Origin of the sequence: Escherichia sp. 93.0816, from assembly GCF_013368855.2 — a bacterium.
Classification (GTDB): domain Bacteria; phylum Pseudomonadota; class Gammaproteobacteria; order Enterobacterales; family Enterobacteriaceae; genus Escherichia; species Escherichia ruysiae.
Map to the genome: position 1 here is coordinate 136756 of NZ_JABWNC020000007.1, position 21986 is coordinate 158741.

Annotated in this window: 20 protein-coding genes; 12 read left to right on the plus strand and 8 right to left on the minus strand. The window is 51.7% G+C overall.

Annotated elements, in window-relative coordinates; translation table 11 throughout:
- Window positions 1-67: 67 nt before the first annotated feature.
- A complete protein-coding gene (gene greB, locus HEM79_RS10510) occupies window positions 68-544 on the minus strand; it encodes a transcription elongation factor GreB (RefSeq protein ID WP_000856744.1) in 477 nt (158 codons plus the stop codon).
- Window positions 545-771: 227 nt separating this feature from the next.
- Here greB and ompR point away from each other — a divergent pair, with 227 nt between their 5' ends.
- Together ompR and envZ are read left to right on the plus strand one after the other, a co-directional pair.
- Complete coding sequence (gene ompR / locus HEM79_RS10515; RefSeq protein WP_001157751.1) at window positions 772-1491, plus strand: osmolarity response regulator transcription factor OmpR; 720 nt, start codon at window positions 772-774, stop codon at window positions 1489-1491.
- Window positions 1488-2840, plus strand: a complete 1353-nt coding sequence (gene envZ / locus HEM79_RS10520; protein ID WP_001253710.1) for a two-component system sensor histidine kinase EnvZ — start codon at window positions 1488-1490, stop codon at window positions 2838-2840. Before ompR ends, envZ begins: the two co-directional genes overlap by 4 nt.
- 76 nt (window positions 2841-2916) lie before the next feature.
- Here the strand turns inward: envZ and pckA are convergent, their stop codons facing one another.
- Window positions 2917-4539 (minus strand): phosphoenolpyruvate carboxykinase (ATP), encoded by a 1623-nt coding sequence (gene pckA / locus HEM79_RS10525; protein WP_001309803.1) that lies wholly within the window; start codon window positions 4537-4539, stop codon window positions 2917-2919.
- 376 nt (window positions 4540-4915) lie between these two features.
- On the opposite strand from pckA, the gene HEM79_RS10530 reads away from it, so the two are divergent.
- Window positions 4916-6640 (plus strand): DUF4153 domain-containing protein, encoded by a 1725-nt coding sequence (locus HEM79_RS10530; RefSeq protein WP_176241389.1) that lies wholly within the window; start codon window positions 4916-4918, stop codon window positions 6638-6640.
- A gap of 134 nt (window positions 6641-6774) precedes the next feature.
- Here the strand turns inward: HEM79_RS10530 and hslO are convergent, their stop codons facing one another.
- The 4 genes from hslO to igaA form a co-directional block, all read right to left on the minus strand.
- Window positions 6775-7653 (minus strand): Hsp33 family molecular chaperone HslO, encoded by an 879-nt coding sequence (gene hslO / locus HEM79_RS10535; RefSeq protein ID WP_001135574.1) that lies wholly within the window; start codon window positions 7651-7653, stop codon window positions 6775-6777.
- A gap of 24 nt (window positions 7654-7677) precedes the next feature.
- Entirely contained in the window at window positions 7678-8079 is a 402-nt protein-coding gene (hslR, locus tag HEM79_RS10540) for a ribosome-associated heat shock protein Hsp15 (RefSeq protein ID WP_000660491.1), read from the minus strand.
- Between the two features lie 10 nt (window positions 8080-8089).
- Window positions 8090-8758: a GMP/IMP nucleotidase gene (yrfG, locus tag HEM79_RS10545; RefSeq protein WP_001295168.1), complete on the minus strand. Its 669-nt coding sequence runs from the start codon at window positions 8756-8758 to the stop codon at window positions 8090-8092.
- Window positions 8759-8822: 64 nt separating this feature from the next.
- A complete protein-coding gene (igaA, locus tag HEM79_RS10550; protein WP_016159536.1) occupies window positions 8823-10958 on the minus strand; it encodes an intracellular growth attenuator protein IgaA in 2136 nt (711 codons plus the stop codon).
- Between the two features lie 321 nt (window positions 10959-11279).
- Here igaA and nudE point away from each other — a divergent pair, with 321 nt between their 5' ends.
- Window positions 11280-11840 carry an ADP compounds hydrolase NudE gene (gene nudE, locus HEM79_RS10555; RefSeq protein WP_176241390.1) on the plus strand — a complete coding sequence of 187 codons (561 nt, stop codon included), beginning with the start codon at window positions 11280-11282 and terminating at the stop codon, window positions 11838-11840.
- A gap of 9 nt (window positions 11841-11849) precedes the next feature.
- Here nudE and HEM79_RS10560 read toward each other — a convergent pair whose 3' ends face one another.
- Both HEM79_RS10560 and mrcA read right to left on the minus strand, forming a co-directional pair.
- Complete coding sequence (locus HEM79_RS10560; RefSeq protein WP_000781536.1) at window positions 11850-12500, minus strand: hypothetical protein; 651 nt, start codon at window positions 12498-12500, stop codon at window positions 11850-11852.
- A gap of 53 nt (window positions 12501-12553) precedes the next feature.
- Window positions 12554-15106, minus strand: a complete 2553-nt coding sequence (gene mrcA / locus HEM79_RS10565) for a peptidoglycan glycosyltransferase/peptidoglycan DD-transpeptidase MrcA (RefSeq protein WP_016159535.1) — start codon at window positions 15104-15106, stop codon at window positions 12554-12556.
- Window positions 15107-15225: 119 nt separating this feature from the next.
- Between mrcA and hofM the strand changes: the two genes are divergently transcribed.
- The 8 genes from hofM to damX all read left to right on the plus strand — a co-directional run bounded on the left by hofM (window position 15226) and on the right by damX (window position 21969).
- Window positions 15226-16005 carry a DNA utilization protein HofM gene (hofM, locus tag HEM79_RS10570; RefSeq protein ID WP_176241391.1) on the plus strand — a complete coding sequence of 260 codons (780 nt, stop codon included), beginning with the start codon at window positions 15226-15228 and terminating at the stop codon, window positions 16003-16005.
- The gene (locus tag HEM79_RS10575; RefSeq protein ID WP_176241392.1) at window positions 16005-16544 is read left to right on the plus strand and encodes a PilN domain-containing protein; all 540 of its coding nucleotides are present in this window, start codon (window positions 16005-16007) and stop codon (window positions 16542-16544) included. Before hofM ends, HEM79_RS10575 begins: the two co-directional genes overlap by 1 nt.
- Window positions 16528-16968 carry a DNA utilization protein HofO gene (gene hofO, locus HEM79_RS10580; protein WP_176241393.1) on the plus strand — a complete coding sequence of 147 codons (441 nt, stop codon included), beginning with the start codon at window positions 16528-16530 and terminating at the stop codon, window positions 16966-16968. The genes HEM79_RS10575 and hofO overlap by 17 nt, the downstream gene beginning before the upstream one ends.
- Window positions 16958-17362, plus strand: a complete 405-nt coding sequence (locus HEM79_RS10585) for a DUF2531 family protein (protein ID WP_176241394.1) — start codon at window positions 16958-16960, stop codon at window positions 17360-17362. Before hofO ends, HEM79_RS10585 begins: the two co-directional genes overlap by 11 nt.
- On the plus strand, window positions 17274-18512 hold the full coding sequence (gene hofQ / locus HEM79_RS10590; protein WP_071599064.1) for a DNA uptake porin HofQ: 1239 nt from the start codon (window positions 17274-17276) through the stop codon (window positions 18510-18512). The genes HEM79_RS10585 and hofQ overlap by 89 nt, the downstream gene beginning before the upstream one ends.
- Before the next feature lie 400 nt (window positions 18513-18912).
- Window positions 18913-19434 carry a shikimate kinase AroK gene (aroK, locus tag HEM79_RS10595; RefSeq protein ID WP_000818618.1) on the plus strand — a complete coding sequence of 174 codons (522 nt, stop codon included), beginning with the start codon at window positions 18913-18915 and terminating at the stop codon, window positions 19432-19434.
- Window positions 19435-19490: 56 nt separating this feature from the next.
- Entirely contained in the window at window positions 19491-20579 is a 1089-nt protein-coding gene (gene aroB / locus HEM79_RS10600; protein ID WP_176241395.1) for a 3-dehydroquinate synthase, read from the plus strand.
- A 91-nt stretch (window positions 20580-20670) separates the two neighbouring features.
- Window positions 20671-21969 carry a cell division protein DamX gene (gene damX / locus HEM79_RS10605; protein WP_176241396.1) on the plus strand — a complete coding sequence of 433 codons (1299 nt, stop codon included), beginning with the start codon at window positions 20671-20673 and terminating at the stop codon, window positions 21967-21969.
- Window positions 21970-21986 lie beyond the last annotated feature (17 nt).

A 21986-nucleotide genomic window follows, 5' to 3' on the forward strand; every position in this document is an offset into this window, starting at 1 on the left:
TCAGGGGATAGTTATACGGACTGGCTGGCAAAAATGCCAGCCAAAGGCTGGAGGTTAAGACTCTTCCTTACGGTTTTACGTACTCGATGGCATTAACATACCAGCTCGCTTCCCCGGCAGGCGTATTCACTACTGCCAGATCGCCGACTTCTTTTTTCAGCAATGCGCGAGCCATCGGGGAATCGATAGAGATGTAATCTTTACGACCAAAAATTTCATCATAGCCGACAATTCGAAAACGGTGAGTCACGCCATCGTCGTTTTCAATCTCTACCCATGCGCCAAAGAAGACCTTGCCTTCTTGCTGCGGGGAATAATCGACGATTTTGAGATTTTCCATGCATTTAGTGAGATAGCGCACGCGACGGTCGATTTCACGCAGGCGCTTTTTATTATACTGATAGTCAGCATTTTCACTGCGGTCGCCCAGACTTGCGGCCCAGGTCACCTTTTTTGTGACCTCCGGGCGTTCTTCACGCCAGAGATAATTTAGCTCTTGTTTGAGTTTTTCATACCCTTCCCGGGTAACCAGGGGCGTTTTCATCTCGTTGATTCCCTTTGTCTGTTTGATAATGCGCACATTGGGTATAACGTGATCATATCAACAGAATCAATAATGTTTCGCCGAATAAATTGTATACTTAAGCTGCTGTTTAATATGCTTTGTAACAATTTAGGCTGAAATTCATACCAGATTTTGCTGGTGACGAACGTAAGCTTTTTTAAGAATACACGCTTACAAATTGTTGCGAACCTTTGGGAGTACAAAGAATGCAAGAGAACTACAAGATTCTGGTGGTCGATGACGACATGCGCCTGCGCGCGCTGCTGGAGCGTTATCTCACCGAACAAGGCTTCCAGGTTCGAAGCGTCGCTAATGCAGAACAGATGGATCGCCTGCTGACTCGTGAATCTTTCCATCTTATGGTACTGGATTTGATGTTACCTGGTGAAGATGGCTTGTCGATTTGCCGACGTCTTCGTAGCCAGAGTAACCCGATGCCGATCATTATGGTGACGGCGAAAGGGGAAGAAGTGGACCGTATCGTGGGCCTGGAGATTGGCGCTGACGATTACATTCCAAAACCGTTTAACCCGCGTGAATTGCTGGCTCGTATTCGTGCAGTGTTGCGCCGTCAGGCGAACGAACTACCGGGCGCGCCGTCACAGGAAGAAGCAGTAATTGCTTTTGGTAAGTTCAAACTTAACCTCGGTACGCGCGAAATGTTCCGTGAAGATGAGCCGATGCCGCTCACCAGCGGTGAATTTGCGGTACTGAAGGCGCTGGTCAGCCATCCGCGTGAGCCGCTCTCTCGCGATAAGCTAATGAACCTTGCCCGTGGTCGTGAATATTCCGCAATGGAACGCTCCATCGACGTGCAGATCTCACGTCTGCGCCGCATGGTGGAAGAAGATCCGGCGCATCCGCGTTACATTCAGACCGTCTGGGGTCTGGGCTACGTTTTCGTGCCGGACGGTTCTAAAGCATGAGGCGATTGCGCTTCTCGCCACGAAGTTCATTTGCCCGCACGTTATTGCTCATCGTCACCTTGCTGTTCGTCAGCCTGGTGACCACTTATCTGGTGGTGCTGAACTTCGCGATTTTGCCGAGTCTCCAGCAGTTTAATAAAGTCCTCGCGTACGAAGTGCGTATGTTGATGACTGACAAACTGCAACTGGAGGACGGTACGCAGTTAGTTGTGCCTCCCGCTTTTCGTCGGGAGATCTACCGTGAGCTGGGGATCTCTCTCTACTCCAATGAAGCCGCCGAAGAGGCCGGGCTGCGTTGGGCGCAACACTATGAATTCTTAAGCCATCAGATGGCGCAGCAGCTTGGCGGCCCGACGGAAGTTCGCGTCGAGGTCAACAAAAGCTCGCCTGTCGTCTGGCTGAAAACCTGGCTGTCGCCCAATATTTGGGTGCGTGTGCCGCTAACCGAAATTCATCAGGGCGATTTTTCCCCGCTGTTCCGCTATACGCTGGCGATAATGCTGTTAGCGATAGGCGGTGCGTGGCTGTTTATTCGTATTCAGAACCGACCGTTGGTCGATCTCGAACATGCTGCTTTGCAGGTCGGTAAAGGGATTATTCCGCCGCCGCTGCGTGAATATGGCGCTTCGGAGGTGCGTTCGGTTACCCGCGCCTTTAACCATATGGCGGCTGGTGTTAAGCAACTGGCGGATGACCGCACGCTGCTGATGGCGGGGGTAAGCCATGACCTGCGCACGCCGCTGACGCGTATTCGCCTGGCGACCGAGATGATGAGCGAGCAGGATAGCTATCTGGCAGAATCGATCAATAAAGATATCGAAGAGTGCAACGCCATCATTGAGCAATTTATCGACTACCTGCGCACCGGGCAGGAAATGCCGATGGAACTGGCGGATCTTAACGCTGTGCTTGGTGAGGTGATTGCCGCCGAAAGTGGCTATGAGCGGGAAATTGATACCGCGCTTGAGCCGGGCAGCATTGAAGTGAAAATGCACCCGCTGTCAATTAAACGCGCGGTGGCGAATATGGTGGTCAACGCTGCCCGCTACGGCAATGGCTGGATTAAAGTCAGCAGCGGCACGGAGCCGAATCGTGCCTGGTTCCAGGTGGAAGATGACGGCCCAGGTATTGAACCGGAGCAGCGTAAGCACCTGTTCCAGCCGTTTGTCCGTGGTGACAGTGCGCGTACTATCAGTGGCACTGGCTTAGGGCTGGCGATTGTGCAGCGGATTATCGATAACCATAACGGGATGCTGGAACTTGGCACCAGCGAGCGGGGCGGGCTTTCCATTCGCGCCTGGCTGCCATTGCCGGTAACGCGGGCGCAGGGTGCGACAAAAGAAGGGTAAATAAAACGGGAGGCGAAGGTGCCTCCCGTTTTGCTTTCTATAAGATACTGGATAGATATTCTCCAGCTTCAAACCATTACAGCTTCGGACCAGCAGCTACCAGCGCGGCACCCGCTGGGGTGTCGGTGTATTTATCGAAGTTGTCGATAAACAGTTTCGCCAGCGTTTCAGCTTTTTCCTGCCATTGTTCCGGAGAGGCGTAAGTGTTACGCGGATCGAGGATCTTCGTGTCAACGCCAGGCAGTTCTGTCGGGATCGCCAGGTTAAACATCGGCAGAGTGAAGGTTTCTGCGTTATCCAGCGAACCATTCAGAATAGCGTCGATAATGGCGCGGGTATCTTTAATCGAGATACGTTTGCCAGTGCCGTTCCAGCCGGTGTTAACCAGATACGCCTGCGCGCCCGCCGCCTGCATACGTTTCACCAGCACTTCTGCGTACTGAGTCGGGTGCAGCGACAGGAACGCCGCGCCGAAGCAGGCGGAGAAGGTTGGCGTCGGTTCGGTGATGCCGCGTTCAGTACCGGCCAGTTTGGCGGTGAAGCCAGAGAGGAAGTGGTACTGAGTTTGATCGGCAGTCAGACGAGAAACCGGCGGCAATACGCCGAAAGCATCTGCGGTCAGGAAGATAACTTTAGTTGCGTGGCCTGCTTTGGAGACCGGCTTAACGATGTTTTCGATGTGATAGATAGGATAAGAAACGCGGGTGTTCTCGGTTTTTGAACCATCGTCAAAGTCGATAGTGCCATCTTCACGCACGGTGACGTTTTCCAGCAGCGCATCGCGACGGATAGCGTTGTAGATTTCGGGTTCCGCTTCTTTCGACAGCTTGATGGTTTTCGCGTAGCAGCCGCCTTCGAAGTTAAACACGCCGTCATCGTCCCAGCCGTGTTCGTCATCGCCAATCAGACGGCGTTTCGGGTCGGTGGAAAGGGTGGTTTTACCCGTGCCAGAAAGGCCGAAGAACACTGCAACGTCGCCTTTCTCGCCAACGTTGGCGGAGCAGTGCATGGAGGCAATGCCTTTCAGCGGCAGCAGGTAGTTCATCATCGAGAACATCCCTTTCTTCATTTCGCCGCCGTACCAGGTGCCGCCAATTAACTGCATACGCTCAGTCAGGTTAAACGCGACGAAGTTTTCAGAGTTCAGGCCTTGCTCTTTCCACTGCGGGTTAGTGCACTTCGCGCCGTTCATGACGATAAAATCAGGTTTGAAACCTGCCAGCTCTTCATCGCTTGGGCGAATAAACATGTTTTTGACGAAATGCGCCTGCCAGGCCACTTCGGTGATAAAACGGACGGAAAGACGAGTATCCGGGTTAGCGCCGCAGAAAGCATCTACAACAAACAGACGTTTGCCGGAAAGCTGTTTGGTCACCAGGCCTTTCAGATGCTGCCAGGTTTCAGGGGAGAGAGGTTTGTTGTCGTTCTTACCTTTGCCTTTGTCTGCCCACCAGAAGGTATCGCGAGTGGTATCGTCACGGACGATATACTTATCTTTTGGTGAACGACCGGTGAAGATTCCGGTATCGACGGCAACGGCGCCCAGATTAGTTAACACCCCGCGCTCATAACCGGTCAGGCTCGGATCGAGCTCTTCCTGATACAGCAGGTCGTAGCTTGGGTTGTAAACGATATCATGTACGTCACTGATACCATAAGCCTCGAGTTCTTGCGGGGTCAAACCATTGTTAACGCGCATTTCACTGCTCCTTAGCCAATATGTATTGCCTGAATAGTAAAGTCTTTTTGGGGGTGTTAACCGCGACAAGGCTCATAGATTTACGTATCTGGAGAAATTCATATTTGACAAAACTCCGTGATTCCTGTCACGAAACGGTTGGTATTATCGCAGAAATAGCATTTTAGGTGTGGAAAATGTTCTTAAAAGGTTAAAACTTGGTTTATATGGCGAGAATGTTGCGAGTGTAATCGCATTCCTGAGTGAAATTGATGCAAATTCAACGAGTAAAGTATCGATTCACCACGCTAACTTTTTTTGATTACTTTCTGAGAAAAACAAATTAGTCCGGCCTGGATGCGATAATTACCTCTCCTTTTGATTCTGGATAACCAACATGGAAAACGTTGAGATTTCACCCGCGACACGCAGGGGAATGGTTGTTACCGGATTACTCCAGGGATTAGTTTGCTACCTGCTGATCTCCTGGCTCGCCGGTAAAAATAACAGTTGGATAGTTTATGGCGTGCCTGCGACCGTGGCGCTTTCATCCGTTTTGTTATTTTCTGTAGTGTCCTTCAAACAGAAGCGACTTTGGGGATGGCTGGCGATAGTGTTGATTGCCACTCTCGGGATGAGCGGCTGGCTGAAGTGGCAAATTGATGGCATGAGTCCCTGGAGAGCGGAAAAGGCGCTTTGGGATTTTGGGTGTTATCTGCTGCTGATGGGAATGATGTTGCTGCCGTGGATACAACAGAGTCTGCGTGAGCGTAATGACAGTACCCGCTATAGCTATTTTTACCAGTCGCTATGGCATAACGTACTTATATTATTGGTGATTTTTATCGCCAATGGCCTGACGTGGCTGGTGCTTTTACTGTGGAGTGAGTTGTTTAAACTCGTTGGTATCACGTTTTTTAAAACGCTCTTTTTTACAACCGACTGGTTTATTTATCTTACGTCAGGTCTGGTTACCGCACTGGCGGTGATCCTTGCGCGGACACAGTCTCGTTTAATCGACTCCATTCAAAAGTTGTTCACGTTAATCGCCACGGGGTTGCTGCCGTTAGTATCATTGCTAACCCTGATGTTTATTATCACCCTGCCGTTTACGGGTCTGAGCGCGATTTCTCGCCACATCTCTGCTGCCGGGTTGCTTTTGACGCTGGCCTTTTTGCAATTGCTCTTAATGACCATTGTCCGCGATCCGCAAAAAGCGTCACTTCCCTGGACTGGTCCGTTGCGTTGCCTGATTAAAACCGCTCTGCTGGTCGCCCCATTGTATGTGTTAGTCGCCGCCTGGGCGTTATGGCTGCGGGTCGCTCAGTACGGCTGGACTACCGAACGCTTGCATGGCGTGTTGGTTGTGGTGGTGTTACTGGTTTGGTCGCTGGGATATTTTGTCAGTATTGTCTGGCGTAAAGGGCAAAATCCCCTTGTTTTTCAGAGCAAAGTGAACCTTACGGTTTCGTTATTGGTGCTGGCGATACTGGTGCTTCTTAATTCGCCGGTGCTGGACAGTATGCGTATTAGCGTGAACAGTCATATGGCGCGTTATCAGAGCAGCAAAAACACGCCAGACCAGGTAAGTATCTACATGCTCGAACAGAGCGGTCGCTATGGCCGTGCGGCGCTTGAGTCGCTGAAAAGCGATGCCGAGTATATGAAAGACCCGAAACGCGCACGGGATCTGCTGATGGCGTTTGATGGGAAGCAACATCTTCAGCAGCAGGTATCGGAAAAAGCATTAGCCGATAATGTGGTAATTGCCCCAGGTTCAGGTAAACCGGATGCGACATTCTGGTCGGCCTTAATCAAAGAACGCTATAACGTGATGACCTGTATTGAAAAAGACGCCTGCGTACTGGTCGAGCAAGATCTGAATAGTGATGGTCAGGCGGAGCGGATCCTGTTTGTTTTTAATGATGACAGAGTCATTGTCTATGGCTTTGACTCAGCCAGAAAAGAATGGGACGCGCTTGATATGAGTTTACTTCCGCGCAAAATAACGAAAGAAAAATTACTCATAGCTGCGAAGGATGGAAAACTGGGGACGAGGCCGAAAGCGTGGCGCGATCTGACGGTAGATGGTGAAACGCTGGAAATAAACTTAAGTAAGTGACAACGCTTTTATCGGATACGATGCTGTATCTGACCAACAATAATTTGCGATTTATTTCATAGGCCTGGTAAGCGCAGCGCATCAGGCAATTGCGTCATGAAATCCGGCAGAGTTATCTCTGCCGGAAAAACTAATTAATGAACCTGCGGATCTGCCGGCGATGCATTGTTGCGGATCTCGGCAATATCCATCGCATTGAACAGATAGTGGTTACCGCAGTAATCACAATGCATGTCAATTTCGCCATCTTCCGCCAGGATGCTATCCACTTCTTCATCCGGCAGCGTTTTCAGCGCGTCGGCGCAACGTTCACGCGAGCAGGTGCATTTGAACTCAACATCCTGCGGATCGTAAACCGTCACCTCTTCTTCGTGGTACAAACGCCACAACACTTCGTTTGCCGGTAAGGTCAGCAACTCTTCGGTTTTGATGGTTTCGGTTAGCGTCGCCAGATGGTCGAAGTCGTCCTGCTGGGCATTTTGCGCAGGCATTACCTGCAACAACATACCGCCCGCAGCCGGTTTGCCGTCTACGTCGCCGGTGCGAATAAACAGGCGCGTCGGCAGCTGTTCAGAACGCATAAAGTAATCTTCCAGGCAGGCCGCCAGGGTATCACCTTCCAGACCAACCACGCCCTGATAGCGTTCGCCTTCGCTTGGGGTAATTGTGATCACCACGTAACCATTGCCAACCAGCGTTTTCAGGTCAGCATTTTCCGGGATTTCGCCCTGTACGCGCGCCACGCCACGCATCTGCTGGTTGTTGTTACCGTTAATAACCGCCAGATTCATCGGGCCGTCGCCTTGCAGCTGCACGGTGATATCACCATCAAACTTCAGCGTAGCGGTTAACAGGCTGGTCGCAACCAGCAGTTCTGCCAGCACGTTTTTAACGGGCTGCGGATAATCGTGATTCTCAAGGATCTGTTGCAGGGTTTCCGAAACGGTTACCAGTTCGCCGCGCACGGCAAAGTTTTCAAACAGATAGCGATGTAATTGGTCATGTTGCGGCATAATCATCTCTCTTGCAGGTGACAGTTATTCACTGTCGCCGTGTTTAAATCGTAACAGGTCGCGGCGCTCTTTTTTGTCCGGGCGTCGGTCCGGGTGCGGCATGGTTAAGGCATTAAGTTTACGTGCCAGCGCCATTTTTTCGCGTTTCTCTACACTTTGTGCAGTCTCTTCATACAGCAAGGCTGCCTCGCTGGCGGGGCGACGCTGTTCAGTAATCGCCTTCACGATTACCGTTCGCTCGTCATTTCCCTGGCGCAGAGTGAGCGTGGCATTCAGTTCGACGACTTTACTCGGCTTACTGCGCTGCCCGTTGTAATGCACCTTACCGCCTTCGATCATTTCACGAGCCAGCGCGCGGGTTTTGTAAAAACGGGCGGCCCATAGCCATTTATCCAGTCGAACCTCAACAGCAGGTTTTTCTTTCATGGCGTCTCCTTCACATTAGCGAGGGGATCAGGCGGCGGTAGTCATTCAGTGACGGATGGCGCTGATACTGTTTTTCAGCAATCCCTGAGTCGGGATTAGTGACGCCGAGGCAGTAACGAATACCAAATTGCGCGGCAGCATCGAGAATCGCTTCGCTGTCATCGATAAACAGCGTTCTTTCAGCTTTCAGACCCGTAGCTTCGGCCACCGCATGCCATAACCGCTGATCCTCTTTCGGATAACCAAATGTGTGGGTGGAAAGTAATAAATCAAGGTGCGCGTCGAGACCGGTATGCTCAAGTTTTACCGCCAGGTTGTGCGGATGCGCGTTGGTGAGCAAAATTCGCTGCTTACCGCTGGCTTTAAGTGCCTCAAGAAACGGAATGGTATCTTCACGCAGTACGGCGCGCGGTCCCATCTCGGTGGTCATCGCACAGATATCCAGACCCAGTTGCTCACTCCAGTAATCAAGACAGTACCAGTTTAGCGTATGCTGCACGTCGTGATATTGCTGGCGCATATATTCCATCGCTTCCTGTGGCGTGACCCCGTTTTTCGCGCCCCAGGTTTCAGGCACCAGCTTTTGCCAGAAATAGTTATCGAAGGCGAGGTCGAGCAACGTGCCGTCCATATCCAGCAGAACGGTATCTACGTCCTGCCAGGCAATGTTGATATGCATGAGGGAAATCTCCAGAGTGAAGCAATTTGCGCGACAGGGTAGCATAACCTGCCGCGCAAACGTGTTATTCGATAAGGCTTTCTGAAGGGGTGATCAGTTGTGGATTCAGGCAGCTTTCATAATAGGCCTGAATTTCCATCATGCGAGTACGATGACGGTGATAACGACGCCAGGCCTGTACGCCATTATAGATGGCACTGCCCAGCATCGTCAGCAACAGCAATGTCGTGCCCAGATAGCGCCACAGGCCGGAGCGATCCGGGATGGGGTGCAAGCCGATATGCTGCGTACCGTTGGCATCGGTAAAAATATTGGTGACGATGCCTTCGGCGTTAAACGGCGTATGCATCAGCATTTGCGCCAGTTTCTGGAAAGCGTTCCACTGTTCTTGCGGCGGGTAGTCGTAAAGTGATGCCGAAGGCCAGGGCTGATCAACAAAATCGCTGCCTTCGTCGCTGACAATCAGGAATCCTCCCGGTGCCGGGCTATTCAGTGATTGCGCCGCTCGCGCCGTTTCATGAGTAATGAATGGTGCTGTGGAGGTTTCCACCAGGTTATCGAGTGATTCTGCGCTCACCGGGCGGAGTAATACATTCACGCCGTCGAGTTTTCCAGCGTTAGCGCGTTTTACCAGTGCGTCCCAGTCCTTACTGTTGCCGAGATTCACCAGCGCATTTTTCAACCGAACACAATCATCTTTGGCGGCACAGAGATCGGCGGTTTTCAGCACGATGTCGCCAAAGTCATCGAGCAGTACCATGCCGGATTTCTGAATTGCTGAACGCAATGTGGCGCTGACGCGAGATTCATCATCCGGTTTCGGGTGCAACTGGCGGTTTACTGCCTCGGTCAGTGCCGTGGCCTTGTTGACCAGCTCAGATTCTGGTAATGGCAATGAACGGGCGTCATTCCAGATGATCTGCGAGCAGTCAAATGGTAAAAACGGTGAATTGGTTTTCGCGCTCCAGGTGCCTGAAGTGCGGATATTACACATTCCTGTACCGCTAAGACGTAAGGTATCGCCTACACGTACTCCGGCATCTGCCAGTTGTTTAACGCTGGTGGCCTCAATGGTCTGCGCACCTTTCATCCACGAGAGGGTGAATTTCAGCGGCATATCTAGTGGAACCCAGAACAGCAGCATAAACAGCACCAGCAGCGAACCCACTGCGATAATCGTACTGCGTAGCCAGTGTTGCAGCGGGAAGTTTTTAACTTCGTCATGCAGTGAAAGATAGCGTCCCTGACGTACCACGTGCCGATCAAGATAGATATCGATATCCGTTTGCTGCCCCAGATCCTGGGCAATATAAGGTTGCCAGTGCGCGGGATAGACCAGGTCGATAATACCGAGCGAAATATTGTTGATCTGTTCCTGATCGTTTTCGCCAAACAATCCCCAACGACGCGGCGTACCACGCAGACAGTGGATCTCCCGCAGGGATGATTTTGCCGGTGGCGCAAATAGCCCCCACAGACCAGCTCCCAGCAGCAGTAACGCACCGCCAGCCAGCCACGGGACAAATACATCCGGGGTAATCAGGCAGAAAAAGAACATCAGGAAAGAGGCGACAATCAGCAACGCTTCGCGTAGCCCACGCGGGCGACTAAGCGCATACTCTTCGTGCGTTTCTTTGCGAATATTGAGCAGTTCGATTTGTTCGCTTTCTTCACCGCGAATCGACGCCTGCGTTGACGGGACAGGCTGTAACGCATAGCCGCGAGTTTCCTGCATGTACTCTTGCAGCGTATGACCGTTGAGAGAAATAACCAGCGGCAGCGAATCGGTATGGATCAGTTCAACGCTATTTTCATCGTTGATGTACTGCTCCCAGAACGGGGGCAGGTGGACTTCCACCGAATCGAGATAATAACGCCATTTGTTAGGATCGTCGGTCGAAATGCCGTAACGCGTGATGGCGTGTGTCAGCATCATGACGTTGTTGCTTTCAGCGTTCAGCGTCAGTGAAACGGGGGCTGCGCTGGCACCCGTCGGGCCAGGAACCTGCAAAACCTGCGTCAGGCTGTCGAGATAATTTTCAACGGCGCTACGTTCTTCAGGCATGAGTTTGCGCGTTTGCGCATCAGCGAAGGCGTTAGTCCAGGGCAGTTGACGCCGCCTGGAGCGCACCTTTATCAGCCATCCCGCAAGTAGTGAGCAGGCCAGCAAAGCAGCTAAAAAAATCACAATGGTGCTCATGCTTTCCCCATCTTACTTAATTTGTCAGGTGTGATTAGTCGCATCCTGGACACAATATAGGATTCTGCGGTTGGCTATCGGCAAGCGTGGAGTTGAACTTGAGCATCATTAAGCGCATCCCAGTGACCGGTGATCATAGCAAACCCTCTGAGGGCGGAATATCAGCAAATTCCTAGAGTTATTTCAACCTATTGACTTTTAATTTGATTTGAGAATGATTATTTATTAAGTTACGTAAATGTAAATAACATGCAATTCACATTGCCGAATGCGTGTCCGATATCGCACAATAACTGCTGATTTCACAGCATAGATTCCACGATGAGCAAATCATTACAAAAACCCACCATTCTGAATGTTGAAACTGTAGCCCGTTCCCGATTGTTTACCATCGAAAGCGTGGATCTGGAGTTCAGCAACGGCGTGCGGCGTGTTTATGAACGAATGCGTCCAACCAACCGGGAAGCCGTGATGATTGTGCCAATTGTGGACGATCACCTGATTTTGATCCGCGAATACGCGGTGGGAACCGAATCCTACGAGTTAGGATTTTCGAAAGGGTTAATTGACCCCGGTGAAAGTGTCTATGAAGCGGCAAACCGCGAACTCAAAGAAGAAGTGGGATTTGGTGCGAACGATCTGACTTTTTTGAAGAAACTCAGCATGGCGCCGTCTTACTTTTCCAGCAAAATGAATATTGTGGTAGCGCAGGATCTCTACCCGGAATCGCTGGAAGGCGATGAGCCAGAGCCGCTACCGCAGGTTCGCTGGCCGCTGGCGCATATGATGGATTTGCTCGAAGAGCCTGACTTCAATGAAGCGCGCAATGTCAGTGCGCTGTTCCTCGTGCGCGAGTGGTTGAAGGGGCAGGGGCGGTTGTAAAGCCCCTGGTTATGCAGGCTGGCGTGACTGGGCGAGTTTTTCGTGAATAAACGCCAGTGCTTCCTCTTCTTTATCACTCAGCCATATAAAACTTGACTTGTTCATAACCAATACAAATATATCTTTATAGGGGATAAGGTCATTTATCTCTGACCAGACACAAAAGCTGTGGGTGCCAGATTTTTTCCAGCATTTAACACCAGTCTCATCGATTTGAAAGTTCAATCCTTCCGTTATTGCGTTTTGATTGTAGATATCAGACTGTGCTTTTTTCTGCTTATACCTTGTCCAGTAGGTCTTTACTGAAAAAAACATACCATGTAGCCAAAATACGATAACTAATACTTTGTTTTTATTGAGGATAAACAGAAGGTCATCGGTGACGTTATTCCAGACTGATAATTCAATTTCTATATTAAATATCCCTAAAATCACGAGAGATGCAGGGAATAGCAAGAAAAACGTGACAGCAATGATGTCATAGAGAGCCGCTTTGTGTAGGCGTGGCACTTTATCGGGATGATACCTTCGTAAAACAAGGCCGTAGATGGTTAGAAAATCAGTCTGGTTAAGGCTGAATGGGGCATATTGCCGGGTGAACTGACGATTACTTTCGCTGCAATTCTCCGAAGGAGAAGGAGAGTGACTTTCCATTTTCATCGACATCTTCCATAGTAAAAGCCCGGCAACATTAACGCTGCCGGGCGTCGTTTTTAGAACAATTCCTGTGCCTCACCATTATCGATAATGGTCGTTCCCACCTCGCGCACCGCCTGCTGTGTAGGCTGTGTACCTTCAATGAAGTACTCTTCGCGGCTGTTGCCGCCGTTGGCCAGTTGCCCGGTGCTGCGATCAATATTCACCGTCACAATACCCGGCGGCGGCGTTAGCGGTTGTTCCGGTACACCTTCCAGAACGGCTTTCATATAAGCGTCCCATGCTGGCTGGGCGCTCTTCGCACCGCCTTCGTAACCGGAGATCTGATCTTTAATCGCTCCGGAAGCCGTGGTGTGACCGAGATTACGACGGTGATCGTCAAAGCCAATCCATACCGAGGTCACAACGCCTGGTCCGTAACCCGAGAACCACGCATCTTTCGAGCTGTTGGTCGTCCCGGTTTTCCCGCCGATATCATGACGTTGCAAATCACGACCTGCGCGCCAGCCGGTGCCCTGCCAGCCAGGTTCACCAAAAATATTGGTGTTCAGGGCGCTCTTAATCAGGAATGCCAGCGGTGTGCTGATGACGTGTGGAGCGTATTCTGGCGCGCCAGTCTTCGCCACTAATGCCTGATTTGCCTGCTCAAGCTGCGGCATCGGAACAGAAACATTCTGCTGTTCGCGAGAGATAGCCACGTCTTCAACGTCGCTGTTTTCCAGCACGTTCGATTTTTGCGTATCACCGTAAATCACCGGAATATCACATTCCGGGCAGGCTACTTTCGGTTTCGCTTCGAAAATCACGCCGCCCTGGTCGTTTTCAATTTTGCTGATAAACCAGGGGTCGACCAGGAAGCCACCATTAGCCATCACTGCGTACCCGCGCGCCACCTGCAACGGCGTGAAGGAAGCGGAACCCAGTGCCAGCGATTCAGTGTGGACAATGTTTTGTGCCGGGAAGCCGAAGCGTTGCAAATACTCTGCGGCATAGTCCACGCCCATTGCTCGCATCGCACGTACCATTACCACGTTTTTCGACTGACCCAGCCCCTGACGTAAACGGATTGGACCGGCGTACTGCGGAGGTGAGTTTTTCGGCTGCCAGTCAGAACCCGCGCCTGCGTCCCAGCGGGAAATCGGCACATCGTTCAACATACTTGCCAGCGTCAGACCTTTATCCATCGCAGCGGTGTAGAGGAACGGCTTGATATTCGAACCAACCTGACGCAGTGCCTGGGTAGCGCGGTTAAATTTGCTTTGGTTGAAGTCAAAGCCACCGACTAACGCCATAACCGCACCGTTTTGTGGATTGATCGATACCAGCGCCGAGTTCACTTCCGGCACCTGTGCCAGCCACCAGGCATCGCCCACCTGGCGAACCCAGATTTGCTGGCCTGTTTGCACAACATCGGTCACTTTACGCGGCGTCGGTCCCTGCTGAGTATCGGAACGATAAGGCCGTGCCCAGCGAATCCCTTCCATACGCAGCGTCACAGATGTTCCGTCCGCCAGCATTGCTGTCGCTTCCTGCGGGTTGGCGCGGGTGACAGCGGCAGGTAGCAGCGGACCATAGGTTGGCAGCGCCTTCAGCGTATCGGTAATCTTTTTGTCATCCCACGCTGATTCACCTACTTTCCACAGCACATTGGCCGGGCCGCGATAGCCGTGACGCATGTCGTAGTCCAGTACGTTATTACGCACGGCTTGCTGTGCGGCCTGCTGCACTTTGCGGGTAATGGTCGTGTAAATGCGATAGCCGTCTTCATAAGCGTTTTCGCCGTAACGGTTATACATCTCCTGACGTACCATTTCGGTGAGATACGGCGCTGAGAAGGCGATCTCCGGTGCGTGATAGTTGGCGTTAATCGCTTCGGTGCGTGTCTCATCAAGCTGCTGTTGGGTGATATACCCTTCGTCCAGCATTCGCGACAGCACGACGTTACGCCGCGCGACGGCTCGATCCATTGAATAGAGCGGGTTGAAGGTGGAAGGGGCTTTAGGCAGCCCGGCAATCACCGCCATTTCGTTCAACGTCAATTGGTCGACGGTTTTACCGAAATAGACTTGTGCCGCAGCACCGACACCATAGGCGCGGTAACCGAGATAAATCTTGTTCAGATAAAGCTCGAGGATCTCGTCTTTCGTCAGCAACTGTTCAATACGAATCGCGAGGAAGACTTCCTTAATTTTACGCATTAGCGTGCGTTCTGGACTCAGGAAGAAGTTTCTCGCCAGTTGTTGGGTGATGGTGCTCGCCCCTTGCGATGCGTGACCGGAGAACAGCGCCACGCTTGCCGCACGGAAGATCCCCACAGGGTCAACTCCGTGATGCTCGTAGAAGCGGCTATCTTCCGTCGCAATAAAGGCTTTCACCATTTCCGGCGGGATTTGATCCAACGTAACCGGAATACGACGTTTTTCACCGTATTGAGCAATTAGCTCGCCATCGGCGCTGTAAATCTGCATCGGAATTTGCAGGCGTACATCTTTTAATGTCGCCACATCCGGCAGTTGTGGCTCGATGTAGCGGTAGAGGCCATAAATCGAGCCTGCTCCCAGCAGAATGCAACAGACTGCAAGGATCAATAAATACTTTACGAACTTCACTGGAAATTTCCCATTTAGTTTCATTTGGGCAGTTTATAAACAAACGCGCGGTAGTATAAAGGCAAGCCAGACGCATTGATATACCCGTCAGAGTGACGGGGGATAAGGAGATCATCACAATGGCATTTAAGACCTGGCAAATTGGTTTGCATTTACAACAGCAAGAAGCGGTGGCGGTTGCTATCGTGCGTGGCGCGAAAGAATGCTTTTTGCAACGCTGGTGGCGTTTGCCGCTGGCGACCGACATTATCAAAGATGGGCGCATTATTGATGCGGAACGGCTGACTAAAACGTTGTTACCGTGGAGTCGTGAACTGCCACACCGTCATCACATTATGTTGGCATTTCCCGCTAGCCGAACGTTACAAAGGGCATTTCCGCGACCGGCAATGTCCCTGGGCGAACGGGAGCAAATGGCCTGGTTGACAGGTACGATGGCTCGCGAGCTGGATATGGAACCGGACTCCCTGCGCTTTGATTACAGCGAAGATTCGCTAAGTCCCGCCTATAACGTGACCGCTGCGCAAAGCAAAGAGCTGGCAACGCTGCTTAGCCTGGCAGAAAGATTGCGTATTCACGTTAGTGCGATTACCCCAGACGCCTGCGCTTTGCAGCGATTCCTGCCTTTTTTACCTTCTCATCAGCAATGTCTGGCCTGGCGTGATAACGAACAGTGGCTATGGGCGACACGTTATAGCTGGGGGCGCAAACTGGCGGTAGGGATGACAAGCGCGAATGAACTGGCCGCGACGTTAGCCATTAATTCTGAAAGTCTCGCGATATGCGGCGAAGGCGGATTTGACCCCTGGAATGCGGTTTCTGTGCGTCAGCCGCCGCTACCGCCGCCAGGTGGAGATTTCTCTATCGCGCTGGGGCTGGCGCTTGGGGAGGGGTACTGATGAATCCGCCAATCAATTTTTTGCCCTGGCGAGAGCAACGCCGGACGGCCTTTCTTCGTTTCTGGTTGCTGATGTTCGTTGCTCCTCTGCTGCTGGTTGTCGGGATAACGCTAATGCTGCGTTTGACAACCAACGCTGAAGTACGCGTTGACGCTGTTTTGCTTCAGGCGGAACAACAACGCGCCAGCACCCTACAAACCAGTAAACCACGTTTGCTTGAACGCCAACAATTACGCGAACAGCGTTTGCAACGTCAGCGCCAGCGACAATTTACCCGCGACTGGCAATCTGCGCTGGAGTCACTGGCGGCGCTTTTACCCGAACATGCCTGGCTGACAACGATAAGCTGGCAGCAGGGAACGCTGGAGGTAAAGGGACTTGTGACGAACATTACTGCGCTAAACGCACTGGAAAAAGCACTCCGCCAGGATGCTTCTTTTCAGCTCAATCAGCGTGGAGCCACGCAGCAGGATGCTCAAGGTCGCTGGCAATTTGAGTATCAGTTAACAAGGACGGTTAACGATGAACACTCTTTTTGACTGGTGGTTCGCGACATCACTCCGTATCCGCCAGTTTTGCTGGGCAGTCTGGTTGTTGATGTTAGTTACGCTCATTTTTCTTTCATCGACACACCATGAAGAGAGTGACGCATTAATTCGACTGCGGGCAAGTAATCACCAGCAATGGACTGCACTTTATCGCCTGGTAGACACCACTCCCATCATTGAAGAAAAGACGTTGCCCTTTTCGCCACTGGATTTTCAGTTGCCCGGCGCGCAACTGCTTTACTGGCATCCATCCGCTCAGGGAGGCGAGTTGGCGTTGAAAACGTTCTGGGAAGCTGTGCCGTCGGCATTTACACGGCTGGCAGAGCGCAACGTCAGCGTGAGCCGTTTTTTGTTAAGCGTGGAAGGTGGCGCTCTTTTGTTCACGCTACAACTGGAGATGCCGCATGGGGGTTAAACGCTGGTTGTTGGCAGGTATTGCCTTGTGCCTTTTAACCGGTATGCGCGACCCTTTTAAGCCGCCGGAGGATCTATGCCGGGTAAGCGAACTTAGGCAGTGGCGTTATCAGGGGATGGTAGGGCGAGGCGAGCGCGTTATTGGCGTAATAAAAGATGGGCAAAAAAAATGGCGACGGGTGCAGCAAAACGATGTGCTGGAGAATGGCTGGACAATTTTACAACTGACGCCAGAAACATTAACGCTGGGAACCGGAAAAAACTGCGAACCGCCACAGTGGTTGTGGCAACGGCAAGGAGATAAAAATGAAGCAATGGATAGCCGCACTACTGTTGATGATGATACCCAGCGTACAGGCGGCAAAGCCGCAAAAAGTGACGCTGATGGTGGATGACGTTCCGGTGGCTCAGGTGTTACAGGCGCTGGCTGAACAGGAGAAGTTAAACCTGGTGGTTTCGCCAGACGTCAATGGTACGGTGTCGTTACATCTCACTGACGTTCCCTGGAAACAGGCACTACAAACCGTAGTGAAAAGCGCCGGGCTGATAACGCGCCAGGAAGGCAACATTCTTTCAGTGCATTCTGTTGCCTGGCAGAATGACAATATCGCCCGTCAGGAGGCTGAACAGGCGCGGGTGCAGGCAAATCTGCCGCTGGAAAATCGCAATATTACTCTGCAATACGCCGACGCCGGAGAGCTGGCGAAAGCAGGGGAGAAACTACTTAGCGCCAAAGGCAGCATGACCGTCGATAAACGCACTAATCGCCTTTTGCTGCGTGATAACAAAACGGCGTTAAGTGCGCTGGAACAATGGGTAGCGCAAATGGATTTGCCGGTCGGGCAGGTTGAACTGTCGGCGCACATTGTCACCATTAATGAAAAAAGTTTGCGGGAATTGGGGGTGAAATGGACGCTGGCCGATGCGCAACAAACTGGCGGCGTTGGGCAAGTGACCACGCTCGGTAGCGATCTCTCCGTAGCGACGGCGACAACACATGTCGGTTTTAACATTGGGCGCATCAGCGGGCGTTTACTGGATCTGGAGCTTTCCGCGCTCGAACAAAAACAGCAACTGGATATTATCGCCAGCCCGCGTCTGCTGGCCTCACATCTCCAGCCTGCCAGCATTAAACAGGGGAGCGAGATCCCGTATCAGGTTTCCAGTGGTGAAAGCGGCGCGACGTCGGTGGAATTTAAAGAGGCAGTGCTGGGAATGGAGGTCACGCCCACGGTATTACAAAAAGGTCGCATCCGACTGAAATTACACATCAGCCAGAACGTTCCGGGGCAGGTGCTACAACAAGCTGATGGCGAAGTGCTGGCGATTGATAAGCAGGAGATCGAAACGCAAGTTGAGGTAAAAAGCGGAGAAACGCTGGCACTGGGTGGCATTTTTACCCGTAAAAATAAATCGGGTCAGGATAGCGTACCGCTGTTGGGCGACATCCCCTGGTTCGGGCAATTATTTCGTCATGATGGAAAAGAAGATGAACGACGCGAGTTAGTGGTATTTATCACGCCACGGTTGGTTTCCAGTGAGTAAACTACCTCGAAAACGGCGATGTTTTCATGCTGAACATGTTTCATCTATTTGACGCGCGCAGGTATTTAGCATACAAGGAGTACCGATTTGAGAGTCGGTGCTCTTTGTTACCTGCGTTTTATGATGGTGATTTATCTTTCACGCGGCATTTTGCTGTCTTTTTTAGGCTAATCTTACCCGGTGATTTATCGCCAGAGCGGTGATAGCAAGGCAGTGCACCTGCAGCGACCAGATATGCAGAGGGATGGGCAATTTATTCAGTTGCCAAACCCGCTGGAGTATTGAGATAATTTTCAGTCTGACTCTCGCAATATCTTATGAGGTTTCAGTTCATGTCCTGCGGCGCTCTCTGAGCGAAGCGGGTTTATCATTAACGAATAGTCTTAGTAGTACCGAAAAAATGGCAGAGAAACGCAATATCTTTCTGGTTGGGCCTATGGGTGCCGGAAAAAGCACTATTGGGCGCCAGTTAGCTCAACAACTCAATATGGAATTTTACGATTCCGATCAAGAGATTGAGAAACGAACCGGAGCTGATGTGGGCTGGGTTTTCGATTTAGAAGGCGAAGAAGGCTTCCGCGATCGCGAAGAAAAGGTCATCAATGAGTTGACCGAGAAACAGGGTATTGTGCTGGCTACTGGCGGCGGCTCTGTGAAATCCCGCGAAACGCGTAACCGTCTTTCCGCACGTGGCGTTGTCGTTTATCTTGAAACGACCATCGAAAAGCAACTTGCGCGCACGCAGCGTGATAAAAAACGCCCGTTGCTGCACGTTGAAACACCGCCGCGTGAAGTTCTGGAAGCATTGGCTAATGAACGCAATCCGCTGTATGAAGAGATTGCCGACGTGACCATTCGTACTGATGATCAAAGCGCCAAAGTGGTCGCAAACCAGATTATTCACATGCTGGAAAGCAACTAATTCTGGCTTTATATACACTCGTCTGCGGGTACAGTAATTAAGGTGGATGTCGCGTTATGGAGAGGATAGTCGTCACTCTCGGGGAACGTAGTTACCCAATTACCATCGCATCTGGTTTGTTTAACGAACCAGCTTCATTCTTACCGCTGAAATCGGGTGAGCAGGTGATGTTGGTCACCAACGAAACCCTGGCTCCTCTGTATCTCGATAAAGTTCGCGGCGTACTTGAACAGGCGGGTGTTAACGTTGATAGCGTTATCCTCCCTGACGGCGAGCAGTATAAAAGCCTGGCAGTACTCGACACCGTTTTTACGGCGTTGTTGCAAAAGCCGCACGGTCGCGATACGACGCTGGTGGCGCTTGGCGGCGGCGTAGTAGGCGATCTTACCGGTTTTGCAGCGGCGAGCTATCAGCGCGGCGTTCGCTTCATTCAAGTCCCGACGACATTGCTGTCACAGGTAGACTCTTCCGTTGGCGGCAAAACCGCAGTCAACCATCCCCTCGGTAAAAATATGATTGGCGCTTTTTATCAGCCAGCATCAGTGGTGGTGGATCTCGACTGTCTGAAAACGCTTCCCCCGAGAGAATTAGCTTCGGGGCTGGCGGAAGTCATCAAATACGGCATTATTCTTGACGGTGAGTTTTTCAACTGGCTGGAAGATAATCTGGATGCGCTGCTCAGTCTGGATGGTTCGGCAATGGCGTACTGTATTCGTCGTTGTTGTGAGCTGAAAGCAGAAGTTGTTGCCGCCGACGAGCGCGAATCCGGCTTACGTGCTTTACTGAATCTGGGACATACCTTTGGTCATGCTATTGAAGCGGAAATGGGGTATGGCAATTGGTTGCACGGTGAGGCGGTCGCGGCGGGTATGGTGATGGCGGCGCGAACGTCGGAACGTCTCGGGCAGTTTAGTTCTGCCGAAACGCAGCGTATTATTACCCTGCTTACGCGGGCTGGATTACCGGTTAATGGGCCGCGCGAAATGTCCGCGCAGGCGTATTTACCGCATATGCTGCGTGACAAGAAAGTCCTTGCGGGAGAGATGCGCTTAATTCTTCCGCTGGCAATTGGTAAGAGTGAAGTTCGCGGCGGTGTATCGCACGAGCTTGTCCTTAACGCTATTGCCGATTGTCAATCAGCGTAACAACAAGAAAGGTCAGGCCGCTTATCAAGTGGTCTATTAGCTTCAGGTTAATTGCAACGTGGTAAGCATTAACCTTTTAGTGGGGTGTTAAATGGATGAATTCAAACCAGAAGACGAGCTGAAACCCGATCCCAGCGATCGTCGTACTGGTCGTTCTCGTCAACCTTCTGAGCGTTCAGAACGTACTGAACGTGGCGAACCGCAGATCAATTTTGATGATATCGAACTTGATGAAACTGACGATCGCCGTCCGACTCGTGCGCAAAAAGAGCGCAATGAGGAACCGGAAATCGAAGAAGAAATTGATGATTCCGAAGATGAAGCTGTGGATGAAGAGCGCGTAGAGCGTCGTCCGCGTAAGCGCAAAAAAGCAGCCAGCAAACCGGCTTCTCGTCAGTATATGATGATGGGCGTCGGTATTCTGGTTCTGCTGCTGTTGATCATCGGTATCGGTTCTGCGCTAAAAGCCCCCTCGACCTCTTCCAGCGATCAAACCGCGTCTGGCGAGAAGAGTATTGATCTTGCTGGCAATGCGGCCGATCAGGCGAATGGTGTGCAACCAGCGCCGGGAACCACGTCTGCGGAAAATACCCAGCAGGATGTTTCTCTGCCGCCGATTTCTTCTACGCCGACTCAGGGGCAAACCCCGGCGGCAATGGATGGTCAACAACGTGTTGAAGTGCAGGGTGACCTGAATAACGCGCTGACCCAGCCGCAAAATCAGCAACAGCTGAACAATGTGGCGGTCAACTCCACGCTGCCGACTGAACCCGCGACTGTAGCGCCAGTTCGTAATGGCAACGCATCGCGTGATACGGCGAAAGCGCAAACCGTTGAACGTCCGACCACCACGCGTCCAGCACGTCAGCAGGCAGTGATTGAGCCGAAAAAACCACAAGCAACCGTGAAAACGGAACCGAAGCCGGTAGCACAGACGCCGAAGCGTACTGAACCTGCTGCACCTGTGGCGAGCACGAAGGCACCGGCTGCGACTTCTACGCCAGCCGCAACGCCAGCACCAAAAGAGACGGCGACTACGGCTCCAGTACAGACGGCATCTCCGGCGCAAACCACGGCAACACCAGCCGCTGGAGCGAAGACCGCAGGTAATGTTGGTTCGTTGAAATCGGCACCGTCCAGCCATTACACTCTGCAGCTGAGCAGTTCTTCTAACTACGACAACCTGAACGGTTGGGCGAAGAAAGAGAATCTGAAAAACTACGTTGTCTATGAAACGACGCGTAATGGTCAGCCGTGGTATGTACTGGTTTCTGGCGTGTATGCTTCGAAAGAAGAAGCGAAAAAAGCGGTATCTACATTGCCAGCCGATGTTCAGGCCAAAAACCCGTGGGCGAAACCGCTGCGTCAGGTACAGGCCGATCTGAAGTAATCAAGGTTATCTCCCGC